Origin of the sequence: Tersicoccus phoenicis, assembly GCF_001968835.1 — a bacterium.
Classification (GTDB): domain Bacteria; phylum Actinomycetota; class Actinomycetes; order Actinomycetales; family Micrococcaceae; genus Tersicoccus; species Tersicoccus phoenicis.
The window spans coordinates 25,028-42,172 of sequence record NZ_MRDE01000064.1; the positions used below are offsets into that span (position 1 = coordinate 25,028).

Below are 17,145 nucleotides of genomic sequence, written 5' to 3' on the forward strand. Positions count from 1 at the left end.
CGCCGCCCCGCTCCAGCCGAGACGAGCCGGAAGGACGTCATGTCGCAGCAGTTCCCTGACGTCCCGCCGGGGACCCCGCGCCGGGAGGCACGCATCGCGGCCGCGGTGGTCACGCTGGACCGGCCGGAGGACCTGTCCGTCCTGCTGGACGCGTTCGCCCGCCAGAGCCGGCCGATCGAGTCCGTGATCCTGGTGGACGCGGGTGCCGCGGACGTGCGGGAGCTCGCGGAGGCCGCCGACGTGCCGGTGACCTACGTCCGGTCCGAGGTCAACCTCGGGGGCGCCGGCGGGTTCGCGCTGGCGATCCTCGGGGCCCTGGCCTCGGGTGCCGAGTGGATCTGGATCATGGACGACGACGCGCACCCGGAGGACACCGGGACCCTTGGCGCCCTGCTGGACGCCGCCGCCGACCGGTCCCTGGAGGCGGTGCTGCCGCTCGTGATCACCCCGGACGATCCGAGCCGGCTCTCGTTCCACTTCCGGGTCGACGGGCGCAGCACGCACGACCGGGAGACGGTCGAGGCCGCCGGCTTCCGGATGGGCGTGGGCCACTTCTTCAACGGTGCCCTCGTGCACCGTGACGTCTTCTACACCGTGGGACTGCCGGACCTACGGCTCTTCCTGCGCGGCGACGAGACGGACTTCATGCTGCGGCTGCGCCGCGCGGGCGTCCGGTTCGGCACCGTCACCACCGCGGCGCTGCGGCATCCCTCCGCGGAGGTCGAGCTGCAGCACGTGATCGGTGACCGGTTGCACGTGCTGATCCCGGAGACGGAGACCAAGCGGTTCTACTTCTACCGCAACCGCGGTCAGCTGATCCGGCGCTATCGTCGCGTCCGCTCCCTCGTCGCCGACGGCGTCGGCTACCCCCTCTACTTCCTGCGCCGCGGCGACGTCGCCGGCCTGACGGCCTGGGCCCGGCCCTTCGTCGCCGGACTGCGCAACCGGTCCTTCGGCCCGCCCTGGACGCTGCCGCGATGACCGGCTCCGCGGGCGACGAGCCGGCGGTCGCCCCCGCCGTCCACCTCGTCGTCGTCACCTTCAACCGGTCCGTGTACCTGCGGGGCCTGCTGGACAGCGTCCTCGGCCTGGATCCCGCGCCGGCCGGCGTCACCGTGGTCGACAACGCCAGCACCGACGACACTCCCGCCGTGCTCGCCGCCTTCGGCGCTCGGGCCCCGTTCCCGGTGCAGGTCGAGCGGCTGCCGGTCAACAGCGGCGGCTCCGGTGGCTTCCGGGACGGGGTGAGCGCGGCGCTGACCGCCACCACACCGGGGACCGCCGGCTGGCTGTGGCTGATGGACGACGACGTCGTCGCGGTCCCGGATGCGCTCGCCGCGATCGCCCCCTTCCTCGCCGATGCGGGCGCCGTGCACGGGCGCCGCTGGGACGAGGAAGGCCGGCCGTTCTTCTGGCAGCACCGGTTCAGCACCTGGCTCGGCGTGCCGCTGCCCGTGCCCGGCAACGTGTTCCGGCATGGACCGGTGATGCGCACCGACGTCGGCTGCTTCGAGGGCATGTTCCTCAACCGCAGCACGGCGGAGCGGCTCGGGCCGCCGGACGGCCGGTTCTTCCTCACCTGGGACGACGCGATCTACGGCTGGCTGATCTCCCGCACCGAACCGGTCACGTACGTGGACCGGTACGTGCTGCGCAAGGTGCGGCCCCAGCGTCATGTCGACCTCGGCGTGCGGCACCTGAACGACTCGTCGGACCTGAGCCGGTACCACGTGATGCGCAACCGTGGCCACGTGGCCCGCTACCTGCAGACCGAAGGCTGCTGGTCACGGCCGGGGTTCGCGGTGGGCACCGCCCTGACGGCGGCGAAGGAGCTGGTCCGGCTGCTGTTCGTGGAGCACGGACTCCGCGGCGCCGTGCCCCTGTGGCGCGGGTGGCGGAACAGCCGCACGATCCTGCACGACCCTGCGTGGACGCCGGAGATGGGGTTACCGGAGATGGGGACATGAGGTTCGCCGTCCTCGGCGGTCGTGGCTTCATCGGCCAGGCCCTGGTCGAACAGCTGACCCGCTCCTCCCGCGCGGTCGTGACCGTCGTCGCCCCGCGACTGCGGTCCGACGCCGCCGACGTCGACGCGGTGCTGGCGGACGCACGCTCCCAGACCGAGGCCCTGGCTTTCCTGACGGAACGGTTCCGCGGGATCGACGTCGTGATCAACGCGGCGGGCCTGGCCTCCCCCGACGGCGCCGCCCCGGACCGGATGACCGGAGCGAACGCCGTGCTGCCGGCCGTGGCCGCCCTCGCCGCCCAGCGCGCCGGGGTCACCCGGTTCCTCCACCTCTCCTCGGCGGCGGTGCAGGGCGACCGGCCGCGGCTGGACGAGTCGGACGACCTCGCCCCCTTCTCCGCCTACTCCCGGTCGAAGGCCCTGGCCGAGCGGGCGCTGCGGCGTTTGCCGTCCGGCTCCGCCGCCGCGGGCACCCGGATCACCATCGTCCGGGCCACGTCGGTGCAGGGTCACGGCCGGCACACCACCGCGTCCCTGGCCCGGATCGCCCGCTCGCCGCTGGCCTCCGTGGCGGCGGGTCCCCCGCGGCCGACACCGGTGGTCTCGGTCCGCCACCTGGTCGGCTTCGTGCTCACCGTAGCGACCTGGGCCGGAAGCCTCCCGGCCGTGGTGCTGCAACCCGGGGAGGGTCTGCGCACCGACGAGGTGCTGTGCCTGGCCGGGGGCCGCGAGCCCTATCGGCTGCCCGCCGTTCTGTGCCGGGCCGCCGTGCGCGCCGGCTACCTGGCGTCCCGGATCGCCGGCGACCGGCTCCGCGGCGCGGTCCGGCGGGTCGAGTTGATGTGGTTCGGCCAGGAGGCGGACGCCGCCTGGGCGCGAGAGAACGGCATCACCGTGCCCGGCGACGTGCGCCACGTCCTGCAGCGCGCCGGCCGACCCTGAGTCGCTCCCGCTCCGGTCAGACGTCGGCGGCGCTGATCTCCGGGACGACCTCGCACAACCGCTCCAGACTCAGGGCGCCCTCCCGCACCACGGTGAACGTCTCACCGGTGCAGTCGACGATGGTCGAGGGCGCGTTCTCGCCGCGGGGGCCGCCGTCGAGGTAGACGCCGACCGCCTCGCCGAGCTGCTCGCGCGCCTGCTCGACGGTGGACGCAGCGGCGTGCCCGGTGCGGTTGGCCGAGGACACCGCGAGCGGTCCGGTCATGGCCAGCAGGTCGAGGGCGATCGGGTCGTCCGGCATCCGCAGGGCGACGGTGCCCCGGGTCTCCCCGAGGTCCCAGGTCAGCGAGGGCTGTGCGCGCAGGATGAGCGTCAACGGGCCGGGCCAGAAGGCGGTGGCCAGGTCCCGCGCCGGTGCCGGCACCTCGGTGGCCAGACCGTCGAGGGTCTCCGGCCGGCCCACCAGCACCGGCGGCGGCATGTTCCGGCCGCGCCCCTTGGCGGCCAGCAGCGTGGCCACCGCCCGCGGGGAGAACGCGTCGGCGCCGATGCCGTACACGGTGTCGGTGGGCAGCACGATGCACTCCTGCGCGGTGATCGCCTCGTGCGCGCGGGCCAGGCCCTCGGCCCGGCCGGCGTCGTCGGTGCAGTCGATGATCTCGCTCATGCGCGGGAGTCTCCGTTCTGATTCGGGCTGCGTCGGCCCGGGCTGGTGGGGATGACGCCGGACGTGGCGCGACGTCGCCCGGTCAGGTCCGGGTGCGCCTCGATGCCGGCGAAGCCCGCGTCGGCGAGGATTCGTTCCACGGCCGCGCCCTGCGCCTCGCCGTGCTCCAGGACGAGGAAGCCGCCGGGCCGCAGCGCCGCGGCGGCGGCCACGGCCGCGGCGGCCGGGTGCTCGAGGCCGCCGCGGTCGCCGCCGTAGAGCGCCTCGGGCGGGTCGTGCTCGGCGACCTCGGGGTCCACCGGCACGGCGTCCGGCGGCACGTACGGCGGGTTGGTGATGACGACGTCGAACGTGCCCTCGCGGCCGGCCAGCGCGGTCCGGAAATCCCCCGCCAGCAGCTCGACACCCGTGTCGGCGAGGTTGCGTCGCGCCCAGGCCAGGGCGAGGTCGCTGCGTTCGACGGCCACCACCCGGGCCCCGGGGACCTCCGCCGCGACCGCCGCGGCGATCGCCCCGGACCCGGTACCGAGGTCGGCGACCACCGGGGTCTCCACACCCCTCGCTCGCACCCAATCGAGTGCCACCTGGACCACGGATTCCGTCTCGGGCCGTGGCACGAACACCCCGGGCCCGACCGCCAGCTCGACGGTGCGGAAGGATGCGGTGCCGGTCAGATGCTGCAACGGCACCCGCCGCGCCCGCTCGGCCACCAGGTCGGCCAGCGCGGCGGGGGCGTCGGCGCCGGTGATCGCCAGCGCCCGCACCCGGCCACGGCTCACCCCCAGCAGGTGAGCGGCGAGCAGTTCGGCGTCCACCCGCGGCGTCGCGACCCCGGCGTCGGCCAGCGTGGTCTCGGCCTCGCGCAGCGCGGCCGCCAGCCCGTCGCGGGACACGAGCTCGTCCTGCCGCTCCGCAGGGCGCTCCGGGCTCGCATCCGCGCTCACGCCACATCCTCCCCCAGGGCCGCCAGCCGGGCGGCCTCGTCGGCGTCGATGCAGGACTGCACGACCGGCCCCAGTTCGCCGTCCATCACGGCGTCCAGGTTGTAGGCCTTGTACCCGGTGCGGTGGTCGGCGATCCGGTTCTCCGGGAAGTTGTAGGTCCGGATCCGCTCGGAGCGGTCCATGGTGCGGATCTGGGAGCGGCGCGCGGCGGAGTTCGCCTCGTCGATCTGCTCCTGCTGGTGGGCCAGCAGCCGGGCGCGCAGCACCCGCATCGCGGCCTCCCGGTTCTGCAGCTGGGACTTCTCGTTCTGCATGGCGACCACGATGCCGGTCGGCACGTGAGTGATCCGCACCGCGGAGTCGGTCGTGTTGACGGACTGGCCGCCCGGACCCGAGGAGCGGTAGACATCGATCTTCAGGTCGTTGGCGTTGATCTCGATCTCCTCCGGCTCGTCCACCTCCGGCAGGGCCAGCACGCCGGCCGCGGAGGTGTGGATCCGGCCCTGCGACTCGGTCACGGGCACCCGCTGGACCCGGTGCACCCCGCCCTCGTACTTCAGGTGCGCCCAGACGCCCTCCGCCGGGTCGTTCGACGAACCCTTGACCGCGACGGAGACGTCCTTGTAGCCCCCCAGGTCCGAGCCGGTGCCGGCGATGATCTCCGTCTTCCAGCCCCGGGCCTCGGCGTACCGGCTGTACATCCGCAGCAGGTCCCCGGCGAACAGGGCGGACTCCTCGCCGCCCTCGCCCGCCTTGATCTCCAGGATGACGTTGCGCCCGTCGTCGGGATCGCGCGGGATCAGCAGTCGGCGCAGCCGCTCGGTCGCGGTGCCCAACTCGATCTCCAGGCCGGGCACCTCGGCGGCGAGCTCGGGATCCTCGGCCGCCAGCTCGCGGGCGGCCTCCAGATCACCGGCGACGGCCTGGTAACGCCGGTAGGCCTCGACGACGCCGTTCAGCTGGGCGTAGCGCCGGCCGAGCTGGCGGGCCCGCCGTGGATCGGCGTGCACCGCCGGATCCGCCAGTGCGGTCTGCAGCTCCGCGTGCTCGGTGAGCACCGTCTGCACCGACTCGAACATGTTCTCCTCTTCTCCCTACCCCGACGACGACACCGCTTCACCGACGCTCCACCGACGACACCGCCCCGCCCGGACGGGCCCCGGACCGGTCCTCGGTGAGGAGAGCCCGGGCAGGACCGCCCGGTGCGGGGCGGTGCAGAGGAGCTACTTGTCGTCGGGCCTGGCGGCGAGGGTGGTCCGGCCCACCGTCATGAGGAATTCCGCGTTGGACTGGGTCTCCCGGATCTTGCCGGTCAGCAGCTCGAGCGCCTGCTGCTGCTCGAGGCCCGAGAGCACGCGGCGCAGCTTCCACATGATCTTGACCTCCTCCGGCGAGAGCAGGTTCTCCTCGCGGCGGGTGCCCGAGGCGTTCACGTCCACGGCCGGGAAGATGCGCTTGTCCGCCAGATTGCGGGACAGCCGCAGCTCCATGTTGCCGGTGCCCTTGAACTCCTCGAAGATGACCTCGTCCATCTTGGAGCCGGTCTCCACCAACGCGGTGGCGAGGATGGTCAGCGAGCCGCCGTTCTCGATGTTGCGGGCCGCACCGAAGAAGCGCTTCGGCGGGTACAGGGCCGCCGCGTCGACACCACCGGAGAGGATGCGCCCGGAGGACGGGGCCGCGTTGTTGTAGGCGCGGCCCAGTCGGGTCATCGAGTCGAGCAGCACGACGACGTCCATGCCCATCTCGACGAGCCGCTTGGCCCGCTCGATGGCCAGCTCGGCGACGGTGGTGTGGTCATCGGCGGGACGGTCGAAGGTCGAAGCGATCACCTCGCCGCGGACGGACCGCTGCATGTCGGTGACCTCTTCGGGACGCTCGTCCACCAGCACCATCATCAGGTGCACCTCGGGGTTGTTGATCGTGATCGCATTGGCGATGGCCTGCAGGATCATGGTCTTGCCGGCCTTCGGCGGGGAGACGATCAGACCGCGCTGGCCCTTGCCGATCGGGGCGACGAGGTCGATGACGCGCGGGCCGATCCGCTTCGGATCGGTCTCGAGGCGCAGTCGCTCGGACGGGTACAGCGGGACCAGTTTGGTGAACTCGACCCGGCCGGTGTTCTCGTCCGGGTTCTTCCCGTTGATGCTGGTCAGTTGGACGAGGGCGTTGAACTTCTGGCGGTTGGTACCGCCGCCCTGGTTGGTGTTCTCGCCGTCCCGGGGGGCACGGATGGCACCGACGACGGCGTCGCCCTTGCGCAGATGGTACTTCTTCACCTGGTTCAGCGAGACGTAGACGTCGTTCTGGCCGGGCAGGTAGCCGGAGGTACGGACGAACGCGTAGTTGTCCAGCACGTCGAGGATGCCGGCGACGGGCAGCAGCACGTCGTCGTCGGTCACCTCGGTGTCATCGACCTCGGGGCCGGCGTTGCGGCGACGGCGATCGGTGCGGTCGCGGAACCGGTCGTTGCGGTCGTCCCGGTTGTTGCGGTTGCGGTTGCGCCGGTTCCGGCCGCCGCGCGAGTCGTCGTCGTTCCGGTTGTCGTTCCGGCTGTCGCCGCGATTCTCGTTCCGGCTGTCGTTCCGGTTCTCGTTCTCGTCGCGGTCCCGGTTCCGGTTGCGCTCACGGCGGGACTGCCGGCTCTCCTGACGGGATCCGCTGTCGTCACCGGACTGGGTGTCATCCCGCTTGTCGTCCCGGTTACGGTTCCGGTTTCGCTGCCGACGGTTCTCGCCCTCGCCGGACTGCTCGCCGTCACCGTTCTCGTTCCGCTGGCCGTTCCGGCCGCGCGACGCGCCCTGCTCGGCGGTGTTCTCGGCGGTCTTCCCGGTGGTGTGCTCGGCTGCCTGCTCGGTGGTGTGCTCGGCTGCCTGCTCGGTCGTCTTCTCACCGGCCTGACCGGCTGCCTGACCGCCGGACTCGACGACACCGGCGCTGCTCGCCCGGCGGCTGCGACGAGCGGGCCGCTCCGGCGCGGCGCCGCTCTGCTGGCCGGCCTCGCTGCCGTTCTGCTGGCCGGTCTCGCTGCCGTTCGACGCAGCACCGTTCGACGCAGCACCGTTCGACGCAGCACCGTTCTGGCCGCGGCTCTCGGTGGGCCGGTCGGCGACGGCCGAGCCGCGCTGGTGATTGTCGATGGCGGTCACCAGGTCGCTCTTGCGCATCCGGGACCCGCCGCTGATGCCGAGCTGACCGGCGAGGGCCTGCAACTGGGCCAGTTTGAGGCCGGCGAGCCCGTTGGCACGCGGGCCCTCGGTCGCCGACCGGTCGGCGCTGGACGTGGTGGTGTCGGAACCGGTGGTGTCGGACGTGGTGGCGCCCGTCGTCTCCGGGGCGCTGCCCACGGTGACGCGATCGTTCTCCGTACCTGGCAACAGGTCGGTGGTGTTGGTCACGAAGGATCCTTCCCCCTCGATATCCGGTCGTCACTGGACGACGACCGTCGGGTAGTGGCTGAGCCGGACGCCAAGCGACCGGCTCCCCCGCCCGCGCTCACCGGATCGGTGAGCCGATCCGCTCGGGATCGGGGCGGTGTGAACGTCTTCTCCTCAGCTCCGGCGGCTTCCCGGTCCGGGGTGATCCACGCGTGGAGCGGGGGCGCTCCGAGGGTGACAGGAAGAAGAAGAGTGCACCGGGAACGGCGATGAGCCCGAACCGGGTGCGACACCGGAAACATAACACCTGACGTGTCAGCTTCGCGGGACCCTCGCCCCCGGTTGGAACATGATCACCAGATGATCGTCGAGATGTCGCTTGATCCTCGGTGCTCCTCCATTCTAGCACCCTCCCGCCCGACCGCCGGGGTACGCACGGTCCACCGGGCGCCGTCGGCGGTCTCGTCCCGGTGCCGACCGATGGCACGGACGACGGCGTCCCGCTGGACGGGATCGACCGCGAGGGTGAGCACGCTCGGTCCCGCTCCCGAGATGACGGCGGCGAAGCCCTGCTCCCGCAGCGTGCGGAGCAGTTCCGCGCTCGCCGGCATCGCGCCGGCGCGGGCGTCCTGGTGCAGGTAGTCCCGCGTCGCGGGAGCCAGCAGTTCGGGGGCGGACCCGATCGCGTGCACGAGCAGCGCCGCGCGACCCGCGTTGGCCGCCGCGTGGGCGTGCGGTACCGACGAGGGCAGCAGTCCCCGGCTGACCTCCGTGGACAGCTCCATGGCGGGGACCGCCATCACCGGGCTGATCGACGGCGCGACCGGCACGACGGCGTGCCCGAACGTCCCGTCGTCGCGCGCCCAGGTCACCACCAGAGAGCCGAACAGAGCGGGGGCGACGTTGTCCGGGTGCCCCTCCAAGCGGGAGCACCACTGGAACGTCTCCTCGCCGTCCGCACGCGCGTCGGGGGGCAGCAGCGCGTTGGCGGCCAGCACGCCCGAGACGATAGCGGCGGCCGAGGAACCCAGACCGCGGCCGTGCGGGATGACGTTGACCGCGTCCAGGTGCAGTCCCGGCGCCCGGTAGCCGGCGCGTTCCAGGGTCCGGCGGATGGTGCGGACCACCAGGTGGGTCTCGTCCCGCGGCACGTCCTGACCGGCTTCCCCGGCGACCCGCACGGTCAGCGCGGGACCGGCTCCCGGGTCCGTCGTGATCACGGTCAACTCGTCCCGCAGATCCAGGGCGAGGCCGATGCAGTCGAACCCGGGGCCCACGTTGCCCACCGTGGCGGGTACGCTCACCCGCACGCGCTGCCCTGTGGCCACCGGTCGCAGCCGCGCTCGCTCCCCCGTGGTCATCTCACTGCAGGCCGAGGGCGTCGGCGACGCTGACGACGTCGAACGGCACCCGGGTCGGCTCGATCGCTGCGCCGTCCGCGGACTTCAGGGCCCAGTCCGGATCCTTCAGCCCGTGCCCGGTGACGGTGATGACGATGGTCTGGCCGGGCTCGACCTCGCCGGCGGCGTGCTTCTTGAGCAGGCCAGCGACGCCGGCGGCAGAGGCCGGCTCGACGAAGACGCCCTCCTTCGCCGAGAGCCAGCGGTGCGCCTCGAGGATCTGCTCGTCGGTGACGGAGTCGATCAGTCCGCCGGAGTCGTCGCGGGCGGCCTCCGCCTGCTCCCACGAGGCGGGGTTGCCGATCCGGATGGCGGTGGCGATGGTGTCCGGCTCGGTCACCGGGTGGCCGAGCACGATCGGCGCGGCGCCGGCCGCCTGGAAGCCGCACATCCGCGGCCGGTGGGTGGCCACCGGCGCCAGCGTGTCCCCGGCCTGGTTCTCCCACGGCGTGGAGTACTCCACGTAGCCGCGCCAGTAGGCGGTGATGTTCCCGGCATTGCCGACCGGCAGCAGGTGCAGGTCGGGGGCGTCACCGAGCGCGTCGACGACCTCGAACGCACCGGTCTTCTGACCCTCGATCCGCGCGGGATTGACCGAGTTGACCAGGAACACCGGATACGCCTCGGCGAGCTTGCGGGCCACCTCGAGGCAGTTGTCGAAGTTGCCGTCGACCTGCAGCAGGGTCGCCCCGTGCGCCAGGGCCTGGCTGAGCTTGCCGAGGGAGATCTTGCCCTCGGGGACGAGGACGGCGCAGGTCAGACCGGCCTGCTTCGCGTAGGCAGCCGCGGAGGCCGACGTGTTGCCGGTCGACGCGCAGACCACCGCTCGCGCGCCGGCGGCCTTGGCGGCCGTCATCGCCATCGTCATGCCGCGGTCCTTGAAGGAACCGGTCGGGTTCATGCCCTCGACCTTGATCCGCACGTCGCAGCCCGTCAGCTCGGACAGGTGCCGGGCCGGCACCAGCGGGGTGCCGCCCTCGCCGAGGGTGATCACCTCGGTGTCCGCGGTGACCGGCAGCCGGTCGGCGTACTCGCGGATCACGCCGCGCCACTGGTGAGCCATCTCAGGCCCCTTCCACTCGCAGGATGCTGGTCACCTCGTGCACCGCGGGCAGCTGTCCGACGGCGTCGACGGTGCGGCGCAGGGCCGCGTCGAGGGCGCGGTGGGTGACGATGCGCAGGTCGGCGTCGTTGCTCGTTCCCTCGCGGGCGCCGTCGGCGTGCGTCGTCTGGCGCAGGGTCCCGATGGAGACGCCGTGGTCGCCGAACACGCGCGCGATCGTGGCCAGCACACCGGGTGCGTCGGCGACGCGCAGGCCGATCGCGTAGCTGGTGGCGACGGCCTCCAGCCCCACCGGGGTGACGCTGGCGCCCACGCTCTCGGTCACGCCGGGGCCGCCGAGGACCCGGCGCCGGGCGGAGCTGACGATGTCGCCGAGCACGGCGGAGGCGGTGGGCACCCCACCGGCGCCGGCGCCGTAGAACATCAGGGAGCCGGCGTACTCGGCCTCGATGTAGACGGCGTTGAACGCGCCCCGCACCGCGGCGAGGGCGTGCTCCCGGGGTAGCAGCGTCGGATGCACGCGGACGGCGACGCCGCGGTCGCCGTCGGGCGCCTGCGGGTCCGCGGGCACCGCCTCGCAGATGGCGAGCAGCTTGATCACGTAGCCGGCCTCACGCGCCGCGGCCACGTCGGCGGCGGTGATGGCGGTGATGCCCTCGCAGGAGACGTGCGCGCGGTCGAAGCTGGTGTGGAAGGCGAGGGAGGCGAGGATGGTGGCCTTCGCGGCGGCGTCCAGCCCCTCGACGTCCGCCGTGGGGTCGGCCTCCGCGTACCCGAGGCGCTGGGCCTCGGCGAGGGCGTCGGCGAAGGAGGCCCCGGTGGTGTCCATCGCGTCGAGGATGTAGTTGGTCGTGCCGTTGACGATGCCGAGCACCCGGGTGATGTTGTCCCCGGCCAGGTTGTCGCGCACCGGCCGGATGATGGGGATCGCCCCGGCGACCGCCGCCTCGTAGGCCAGCTGCACCCCGGCCTCCTCGGCGGCCGCGTACAGCTCGGGTCCGTGCTCGGCCAGCAGCGCCTTGTTGCCGGTGACGACGGCGGCGCCCCCGGCCAGCGCCCGCTTGATCAGGGACCGCGCGGGCTCGATGCCGCCCATCAGCTCGACCACGAGGTCCGCCCCGGACAGCACGGCCTCCGCGTCGGTGGACAACAGGTCCCGCGGGAGATCCACGGTCCGGGGCGCGTCGACGTCGCGCACAGCGATCCCGGTCAGCTCCAGCCGGGCGCCCACCCGCCCGGCCAGCGCGTCCGCGTCCTCGAGCAGGATCCGCGCCACCTGCGCGCCGACGTTCCCGGCCCCCAGCAGGGCCACCTTCAACGTCTCCATCAGACTCCCTCGTTCCCGGCCGGCTCCGGCACGTCCCGGGCCAGCAGGTCGGCCTCGGTCTCCGCGCGCACGATGGGACGGGCCGATCCGTCCCGGACCGCCGTCACCCCCGGACGCGGCAGGTAGTTGTAGTTGCTGGACAGGGACCAGCAGTAGGCGCCGGTCGCGGGCACGGCGAGCACGTCACCGGGGTGCAGGTCCGCGGGCAGGTACACGTCGCGCACCACGATGTCCCCACTCTCGCAGTGCTTGCCCACCACCCGGCACAGCACCGGCGCGGCCGTGGAGGTGCGGGAGGCGAGCACGGCCGTGTAGTCCGCGTCGTAGAGCACCGGCCGCGGGTTGTCGCTCATCCCGCCGTCGACGGAGACGTAGCGGCGCACCGCCGTCTGCTCCGATCCACCGATCCCGTCGTCGTCCTCTTGCCCGGTAGGCACCGCGTCCAAGTCCACCCGGACGTCCTTGATGGTGCCCACGGTGTAGAGGGTGATCCCGGCGGTGCCGACGATCGCGCGGCCCGGCTCGATGGAGATCCGCGGGACGGCCAGTCCGAGCTCGGCGCAGGTCTCACGCACGACGGCGGCGGTGGCGGCGGCGATGTCGGCCGGCTCCCGCGGGGTGTCCGTCGGCAGGTAGGCGATGCCGTACCCGCCGCCGAGGTCCAGTTCGGGCAGTTCGACGCCGTGCCGGTCCTTCACGTGGGCCAGGAAGGCCAGCAGCCGGCGCGCCGCGGCTTCGAAGCCGTCGGGTTCGAAGATCTGCGAGCCGATGTGGCAGTGCACGCCGATCAGGTCGACGTTCGGGGCGGCCAGGGCGGCGTCGACGGCGGCCTCGGCGGGCGACCCGGCCGGGCTCGCGCCATCCCCGGCCCCGCCGGCACCGCCGCTCTCCCCCGCACCGCTGGCACCGCCGCTCTCCCCCGCACCGCTGGCACCGCCGCTCTCCCCCGCACCGCTGGCACCGGGCTGGCCGGCACCGCCGCTCTCCCCCGCCAGGGACAGGCCGAACTTCTGGTCCTCGTGGGCGGTGGCGATGAAGTCGTGGGTGTGCGCGTGCACGCCCGGGGTGAGCCGGAGCATCACCGGAGCCCGGACCCCGGCCTCGCCGGCGAGCGCGTCGATCCGGTCGATCTCCGGCAGGCTGTCGGCCACGATCCGCCCGACGCCGGCGGTCAGCGCCCGGCGCAGCTCGGCGTCGGACTTGTTGTTCCCGTGCAGGCCGATCCGCGCACCCGGCACGCCGGCCCGGAGGGCGACCAGCAGTTCCCCGCCCGAGGCGGTGTCCAGGTTCAGGCCCTCCTGCTCGACCCAGCGGGCCACCGCGGTGCACAGGAAGGCCTTGCCGGCGTAGTAGACGTCGACGGTGGTGCGCTGGTCGGGCGACCCGCTGGCGAACGCTTTCGTGAACGCGTCGGCGAAGGCGCGGGCGCGGGCGCGGAACTCCCTCTCCGAGAGGACGTAGGACGGGGTGCCGAACCGCTCGACCAGCTCGGCCAGCCCGACCCCGCCGATCGTCAACGCGCCGCTCTCGGCAGAGTCCGTGCCCGCGCGCGCCGCGTCGGCCGGCCACAGGCCCGGCGCCAGGGCGTTCACGTCGTCCGGCACGGTCAGCCAGCTCGGGGCGAGGGGATTGGCGCGGGTCGGGCCGGCGCTGTTCCCATGCGCGCTGGTCACATGCGCTCCGGGGCGGTGACGCCGAGCAACCCGAGCCCGTTGGCGAGCACCTGGCGCGTGGCGTCGTTGAGCCAGCGGCGGCTGCGGTGCGTGTCCGTGACGTCCTCGCCGGAGAGCGGGGTCACGCGGCGCACGTCGTACCAGCGGTGATAGGTGCCGGCGAGGAGCTCGAGGTGCCGGGCCACGCGGTGCGGCTCTCGGAACTCGGCGGCCTGCGCAACGACGCCCGGATACTGGCCCAGCGCCGCCAGCAGCGCGGACTCGGTCGGGTGGTCGAACACGGACGCGTCGAACGCCTCGTCGCTGCGGTCCACGCCCGCTGCGTCGGCGTTCCGCCCGACGGCGCACGTGCGGGCGTGCGCGTACTGCACGTAGAAGACCGGGTTGTCGTTCGAGTGCCGGACCAGCAGGTCCAGGTCGACGTCGATGTTGGAGTCGACCGAGTAGCGGGTGAGCGCGTAGCGGGCGGCGTCCACGCCGACGGCGTCGACGAGGTCCTCCATCGTCACCACGGTGCCGGCGCGCTTGGACATCCGCACCGGCTTGCCGTCGCGGACCAGGTTGACCAGCTGCCCGATCAGCACCTCGACCCGGGCCGGATCGTCGCCCAGGGCCGCGGCGGCGGCCTTGAGCCGGGCGACGTACCCGTGGTGGTCGGCGCCCAGCAGGTAGACGCACAGGTCGAAACCGCGGGACCGCTTGTCCTTGATGTAGGCAATGTCGCCGGCGATGTAGGCGGCGCGCCCGTCGGACTTGATCACGACGCGGTCCTTGTCGTCGCCGTAGTCCGTCGAGCGCAGCCACCACGCGCCGTCGGCGAAGTACAGGGTGTCCGATGCCTTCAGTTGCTCCAGCAGGATCTCCACGTTGCCGCCCGTGAACAGGGAGTCCTCGTGGAAGTAGACGTCGAAGTCGACCCCGAAGTCGTGCAGGGACCGCTTGATCTCGTCGAACATCAACGTGACGCCGACCGAGCGAAATACCTCCTGCGGATCCGGGTCGGTCAGGGCGTCGGGGCGCAACCGCAGCACGTCGGACGCGATCTCGGCGATGTACTCCCCGCCGTAGCCGTCCTCGGGCGCCGCCTCGCCGCGCGCCCGGGCCAGCAGGGAACGGGCGAACCGATCGATCTGGGCGCCGTGGTCGTTGAAGTAGTACTCGCGGGTCACGTCCGCACCCTGGGCGGTGAACACCCGGGCCAGCGCGTCCCCGACCGCTGCCCAGCGGGTCCCGCCGAGGTGAATGGGCCCGGTGGGGTTGGCGGAGACGAACTCGAGGTTGACGCGGGTGCCGGCCATCGTGGTGCCGGCGCCGTAGGCGGTCCCCGCCTGGACGATGGTGCGGGCCAGTTCGCCCGCGGCCGCAGTGTCCAGCACGATATTGAGGAAGCCCGGACCGGCGACGTCGACCGAGGCGATGCCGTCGACCTCGCCCAGGCGGTCACCGAGCAGGGTGGCGATCTCCCGCGGCGGCCGGCCGGCCGGCTTGGCCAGCTGGAGGGCGACGCTGGTGGCCCAGTCCCCGTGCTCCCGGTTCTTCGGTCGCTCCACGCGCACCGCCGGCACCGTGGTCAGCGCCAGGTCGCCGGCGTCGACGGCGGCCTGCAGGCAGGCAGCAATAGCGGAGGAGAGTTCTTCGGGAGTCACCTGTTCAGGGTACCGGCGCGGCGTGTCGCCCCCCGAATCGTTGCGTCCGTCGGCTGTCTGTCAGCTGTCGGCTGTCCGTCAGAGAGGCAGTCCGGTCGAGAGGCAGTCCGGTCGAGAGGCAGTCCGCCAGGCCTTCATGGACGGTCGGGGTCTCGACGTCGCTACCGTTCAGAACGGTGGTCGCTCGGGATCGGTGACGTACTGACGTCCGGCCGGTGACGTCCACCGCAGTCGGGCTGCCACCGTGTGGCTCTCGAGCATCTCGAACCAGCGGGCCCGTTCGGGACCGGGCAGATCGGCCTCGCCGACACGACCCGGGTCAGCGGGATCGCGGAGCAGGTCGACGGGGTCACCGAGTCGGTCCACGGGGTCACCGGTTCGGTCCACCGAGTCACGTCGCGGGTCCACCGAGTCACCGAATCCACAGCCGGTAACGATGGATCCGTCCGACCGCGCCGGCGCGCGGAGCGGATCGAGTGGTTCCACCTGCACGGACCAGCCCGTGTGGTGTTTGAGGACGTGGTGGCGGCGACATAGCTGCGCGAGATTGACCACCTCACTGGCCCCGCCGTCGGCCCACGCGGGGACGTGGTCGACGTCGCACCGGTCGGCGAGCCGTCGACAGCCGGGGAACCGGCAGGTTCCGTCGCGCACCGCCAGCGCCCTCCGCAGCGCAGCCGGGACACGGTACTGCTGCCCGTTGGTGACGGCCACCGGCACCACCACTGGCGTCGTCCACATCGATGAGCCCTCCGCCGGCGGTGGTCCTGCCGCCGGCGGTTCCGGCCCTGGTGGACCTGCCGCTACCGGTGGTCCCGTGGCCTCGCCCGTGCCGCGCGCCGTGATGACCATACTCAGACTGGTGGCCAGAGAAGCCAGATAACGGGCATCGGCGGCGGCGATCGGGCCGAGTCTGCCCAACCAGGCGGGGTCCTCGGCGCCCAGCAGGGTGACCGCCGGCACCGTCACCACCAGCTGCGGCGCCCGCCCGTCGTCCATCAGCTGAGTCAGGTGACCGTCCGAGTCGAGCACGTCACCCGTAGGCGACTCCCCCGGCAGTACGGGGACAACCGATCGACGGCCGGTCAGTCCGCCGAGCAGGTCGGCCAGCACATCGGCCCGCAGCTGTCCGATCGTGGGCGGATACTGCCCAATCGCCTCTGCACGCGTTTCCCCGGCGATCGACTCTTCCCGCTCCGCCTGCTGCAGCTGGCGGGCGATCGTCGAGAGTCGACCGTCGATCCGGCGCGCCACCGCCGTCGGCAGCAGCGCCGACAACTGTGCCATCCCGTCCTGGTCTGCGCGCACTCGCACATAACGACCTGCACGGGCCGCTGCGAACCGTTCCGGGAAGGGGACCGGGTGACATTGCTCCCGCAGCAGTCGGGCTCGGTTCCGAATTTCTCCGGTCGTCATACCTCGCGTCGCCTCACCCAGCAGATCCAGCTCCGTGCCCTGCACCGCTCGGGTCAGCGCGTCGACCATCGCCTCGTCGGTGGCCGTCGGCAGCTCCCCAACATATCCGGCCACTCCCGCAGCGATCTCCACCGCGGCAGCACCGGTCACATGTCCCGCTCGCAGGGCCGCGTCCGTCGCCGCCAGATGGCCCCCGAACAACTCCGCGCGGAGCACCAGTCCCTGCGCGGCGGTCTCCCCAACGCGAAGTGCGCAGGCGATCTCGGCCACTCCGGCCCGCTCGGCCAGGGCCAGGCGCTCCGCCCGGGCCAGGCCCTCGCCGCGTTCCCCGTCGGCCAGGTCGTCGCCCGTGGTCGGGTGCGAATCCACCCACCGCTCCTGCTGCCGCTCCGCGGCGCGCATGGTCGACCCCGCCAGTCGGTGCTTCGCCCACGTCAGCCACGCTTCGATGCGCCGCACTTCCACCAGCCCACCGACGCCCTCAGCGAGACCCATCGACTCGGCGCACGGGCCGTCGACCACGGAGAGGAGGTGGGCGAGGGCAGCGGCGGGATCGACGTCGGTGGCCGAACCCGGGGCGGGAGCGGCCGGGGGCTCCAGCAACCCGGACCGCCCCGGAAGAGTCGTCGTCTCCGACGACCCACTCCGCGCCTGCTCTCCCGATCTCGCTTCCATGACCACACTCAACCAGCCGCCACCGACAGAACTCGGCGGTCCATGACGA

Annotated in this window: 13 protein-coding genes; 3 read left to right on the forward strand and 10 right to left on the reverse strand. The window is 72.8% G+C overall.

Annotation, left to right across the window (positions count from 1 at the left end; translation table 11 throughout):
• Positions 1-39: 39 nt before the first annotated feature.
• The 3 genes from BKD30_RS09270 to BKD30_RS09280 are packed head-to-tail and all read left to right on the forward strand — an operon-like array spanning position 40 to position 2,908.
• Positions 40-981 carry a glycosyltransferase gene (locus BKD30_RS09270; RefSeq protein ID WP_076704187.1) on the forward strand — a complete coding sequence of 314 codons (942 nt, stop codon included), beginning with the start codon at positions 40-42 and terminating at the stop codon, positions 979-981.
• A complete protein-coding gene (locus BKD30_RS09275) occupies positions 978-1,967 on the forward strand; it encodes a glycosyltransferase (protein ID WP_076704188.1) in 990 nt (329 codons plus the stop codon). Before BKD30_RS09270 ends, BKD30_RS09275 begins: the two co-directional genes overlap by 4 nt.
• Positions 1,964-2,908 (forward strand): NAD-dependent epimerase/dehydratase family protein, encoded by a 945-nt coding sequence (locus BKD30_RS09280; RefSeq protein WP_076704190.1) that lies wholly within the window; start codon positions 1,964-1,966, stop codon positions 2,906-2,908. Before BKD30_RS09275 ends, BKD30_RS09280 begins: the two co-directional genes overlap by 4 nt.
• A 16-nt stretch (positions 2,909-2,924) precedes the next feature.
• Here BKD30_RS09280 and BKD30_RS09285 read toward each other — a convergent pair whose 3' ends face one another.
• The 10 genes from BKD30_RS09285 to BKD30_RS09335 all read right to left on the reverse strand — a co-directional run bounded on the left by BKD30_RS09285 (position 2,925) and on the right by BKD30_RS09335 (position 17,096).
• Complete coding sequence (locus BKD30_RS09285) at positions 2,925-3,575, reverse strand: L-threonylcarbamoyladenylate synthase (protein ID WP_076704191.1); 651 nt, start codon at positions 3,573-3,575, stop codon at positions 2,925-2,927.
• Positions 3,572-4,519 carry a peptide chain release factor N(5)-glutamine methyltransferase gene (gene prmC, locus BKD30_RS09290; protein ID WP_408033370.1) on the reverse strand — a complete coding sequence of 316 codons (948 nt, stop codon included), beginning with the start codon at positions 4,517-4,519 and terminating at the stop codon, positions 3,572-3,574. The genes BKD30_RS09285 and prmC overlap by 4 nt, the downstream gene beginning before the upstream one ends.
• Positions 4,516-5,598 carry a peptide chain release factor 1 gene (prfA, locus tag BKD30_RS09295; RefSeq protein ID WP_076704193.1) on the reverse strand — a complete coding sequence of 361 codons (1,083 nt, stop codon included), beginning with the start codon at positions 5,596-5,598 and terminating at the stop codon, positions 4,516-4,518. The genes prmC and prfA overlap by 4 nt, the downstream gene beginning before the upstream one ends.
• Positions 5,599-5,742: 144 nt before the next feature.
• Positions 5,743-7,866: a transcription termination factor Rho gene (rho, locus tag BKD30_RS09300; RefSeq protein ID WP_076704347.1), complete on the reverse strand. Its 2,124-nt coding sequence runs from the start codon at positions 7,864-7,866 to the stop codon at positions 5,743-5,745.
• 383 nt (positions 7,867-8,249) lie between these two features.
• Positions 8,250-9,200, reverse strand: coding sequence for a homoserine kinase (thrB, locus tag BKD30_RS09305; protein ID WP_235861586.1), 951 nt, complete (start codon positions 9,198-9,200; stop codon positions 8,250-8,252).
• A 58-nt stretch (positions 9,201-9,258) separates the two neighbouring features.
• Positions 9,259-10,359: a threonine synthase gene (gene thrC / locus BKD30_RS09310; RefSeq protein WP_076704196.1), complete on the reverse strand. Its 1,101-nt coding sequence runs from the start codon at positions 10,357-10,359 to the stop codon at positions 9,259-9,261.
• A 1-nt stretch (position 10,360) separates the two neighbouring features.
• Complete coding sequence (locus BKD30_RS09315; RefSeq protein WP_076704198.1) at positions 10,361-11,686, reverse strand: homoserine dehydrogenase; 1,326 nt, start codon at positions 11,684-11,686, stop codon at positions 10,361-10,363.
• Entirely contained in the window at positions 11,686-13,359 is a 1,674-nt protein-coding gene (locus BKD30_RS15620) for a diaminopimelate decarboxylase family protein (RefSeq protein WP_083956213.1), read from the reverse strand. The genes BKD30_RS09315 and BKD30_RS15620 overlap by 1 nt, the downstream gene beginning before the upstream one ends.
• Positions 13,356-15,005 (reverse strand): arginine--tRNA ligase, encoded by a 1,650-nt coding sequence (gene argS / locus BKD30_RS09330; protein ID WP_076704199.1) that lies wholly within the window; start codon positions 15,003-15,005, stop codon positions 13,356-13,358. Before argS ends, BKD30_RS15620 begins: the two co-directional genes overlap by 4 nt.
• A gap of 168 nt (positions 15,006-15,173) precedes the next feature.
• Positions 15,174-17,096: an HNH endonuclease signature motif containing protein gene (locus tag BKD30_RS09335; protein ID WP_143588140.1), complete on the reverse strand. Its 1,923-nt coding sequence runs from the start codon at positions 17,094-17,096 to the stop codon at positions 15,174-15,176.
• Between the last annotated feature and the right edge of the window lie 49 nt (positions 17,097-17,145).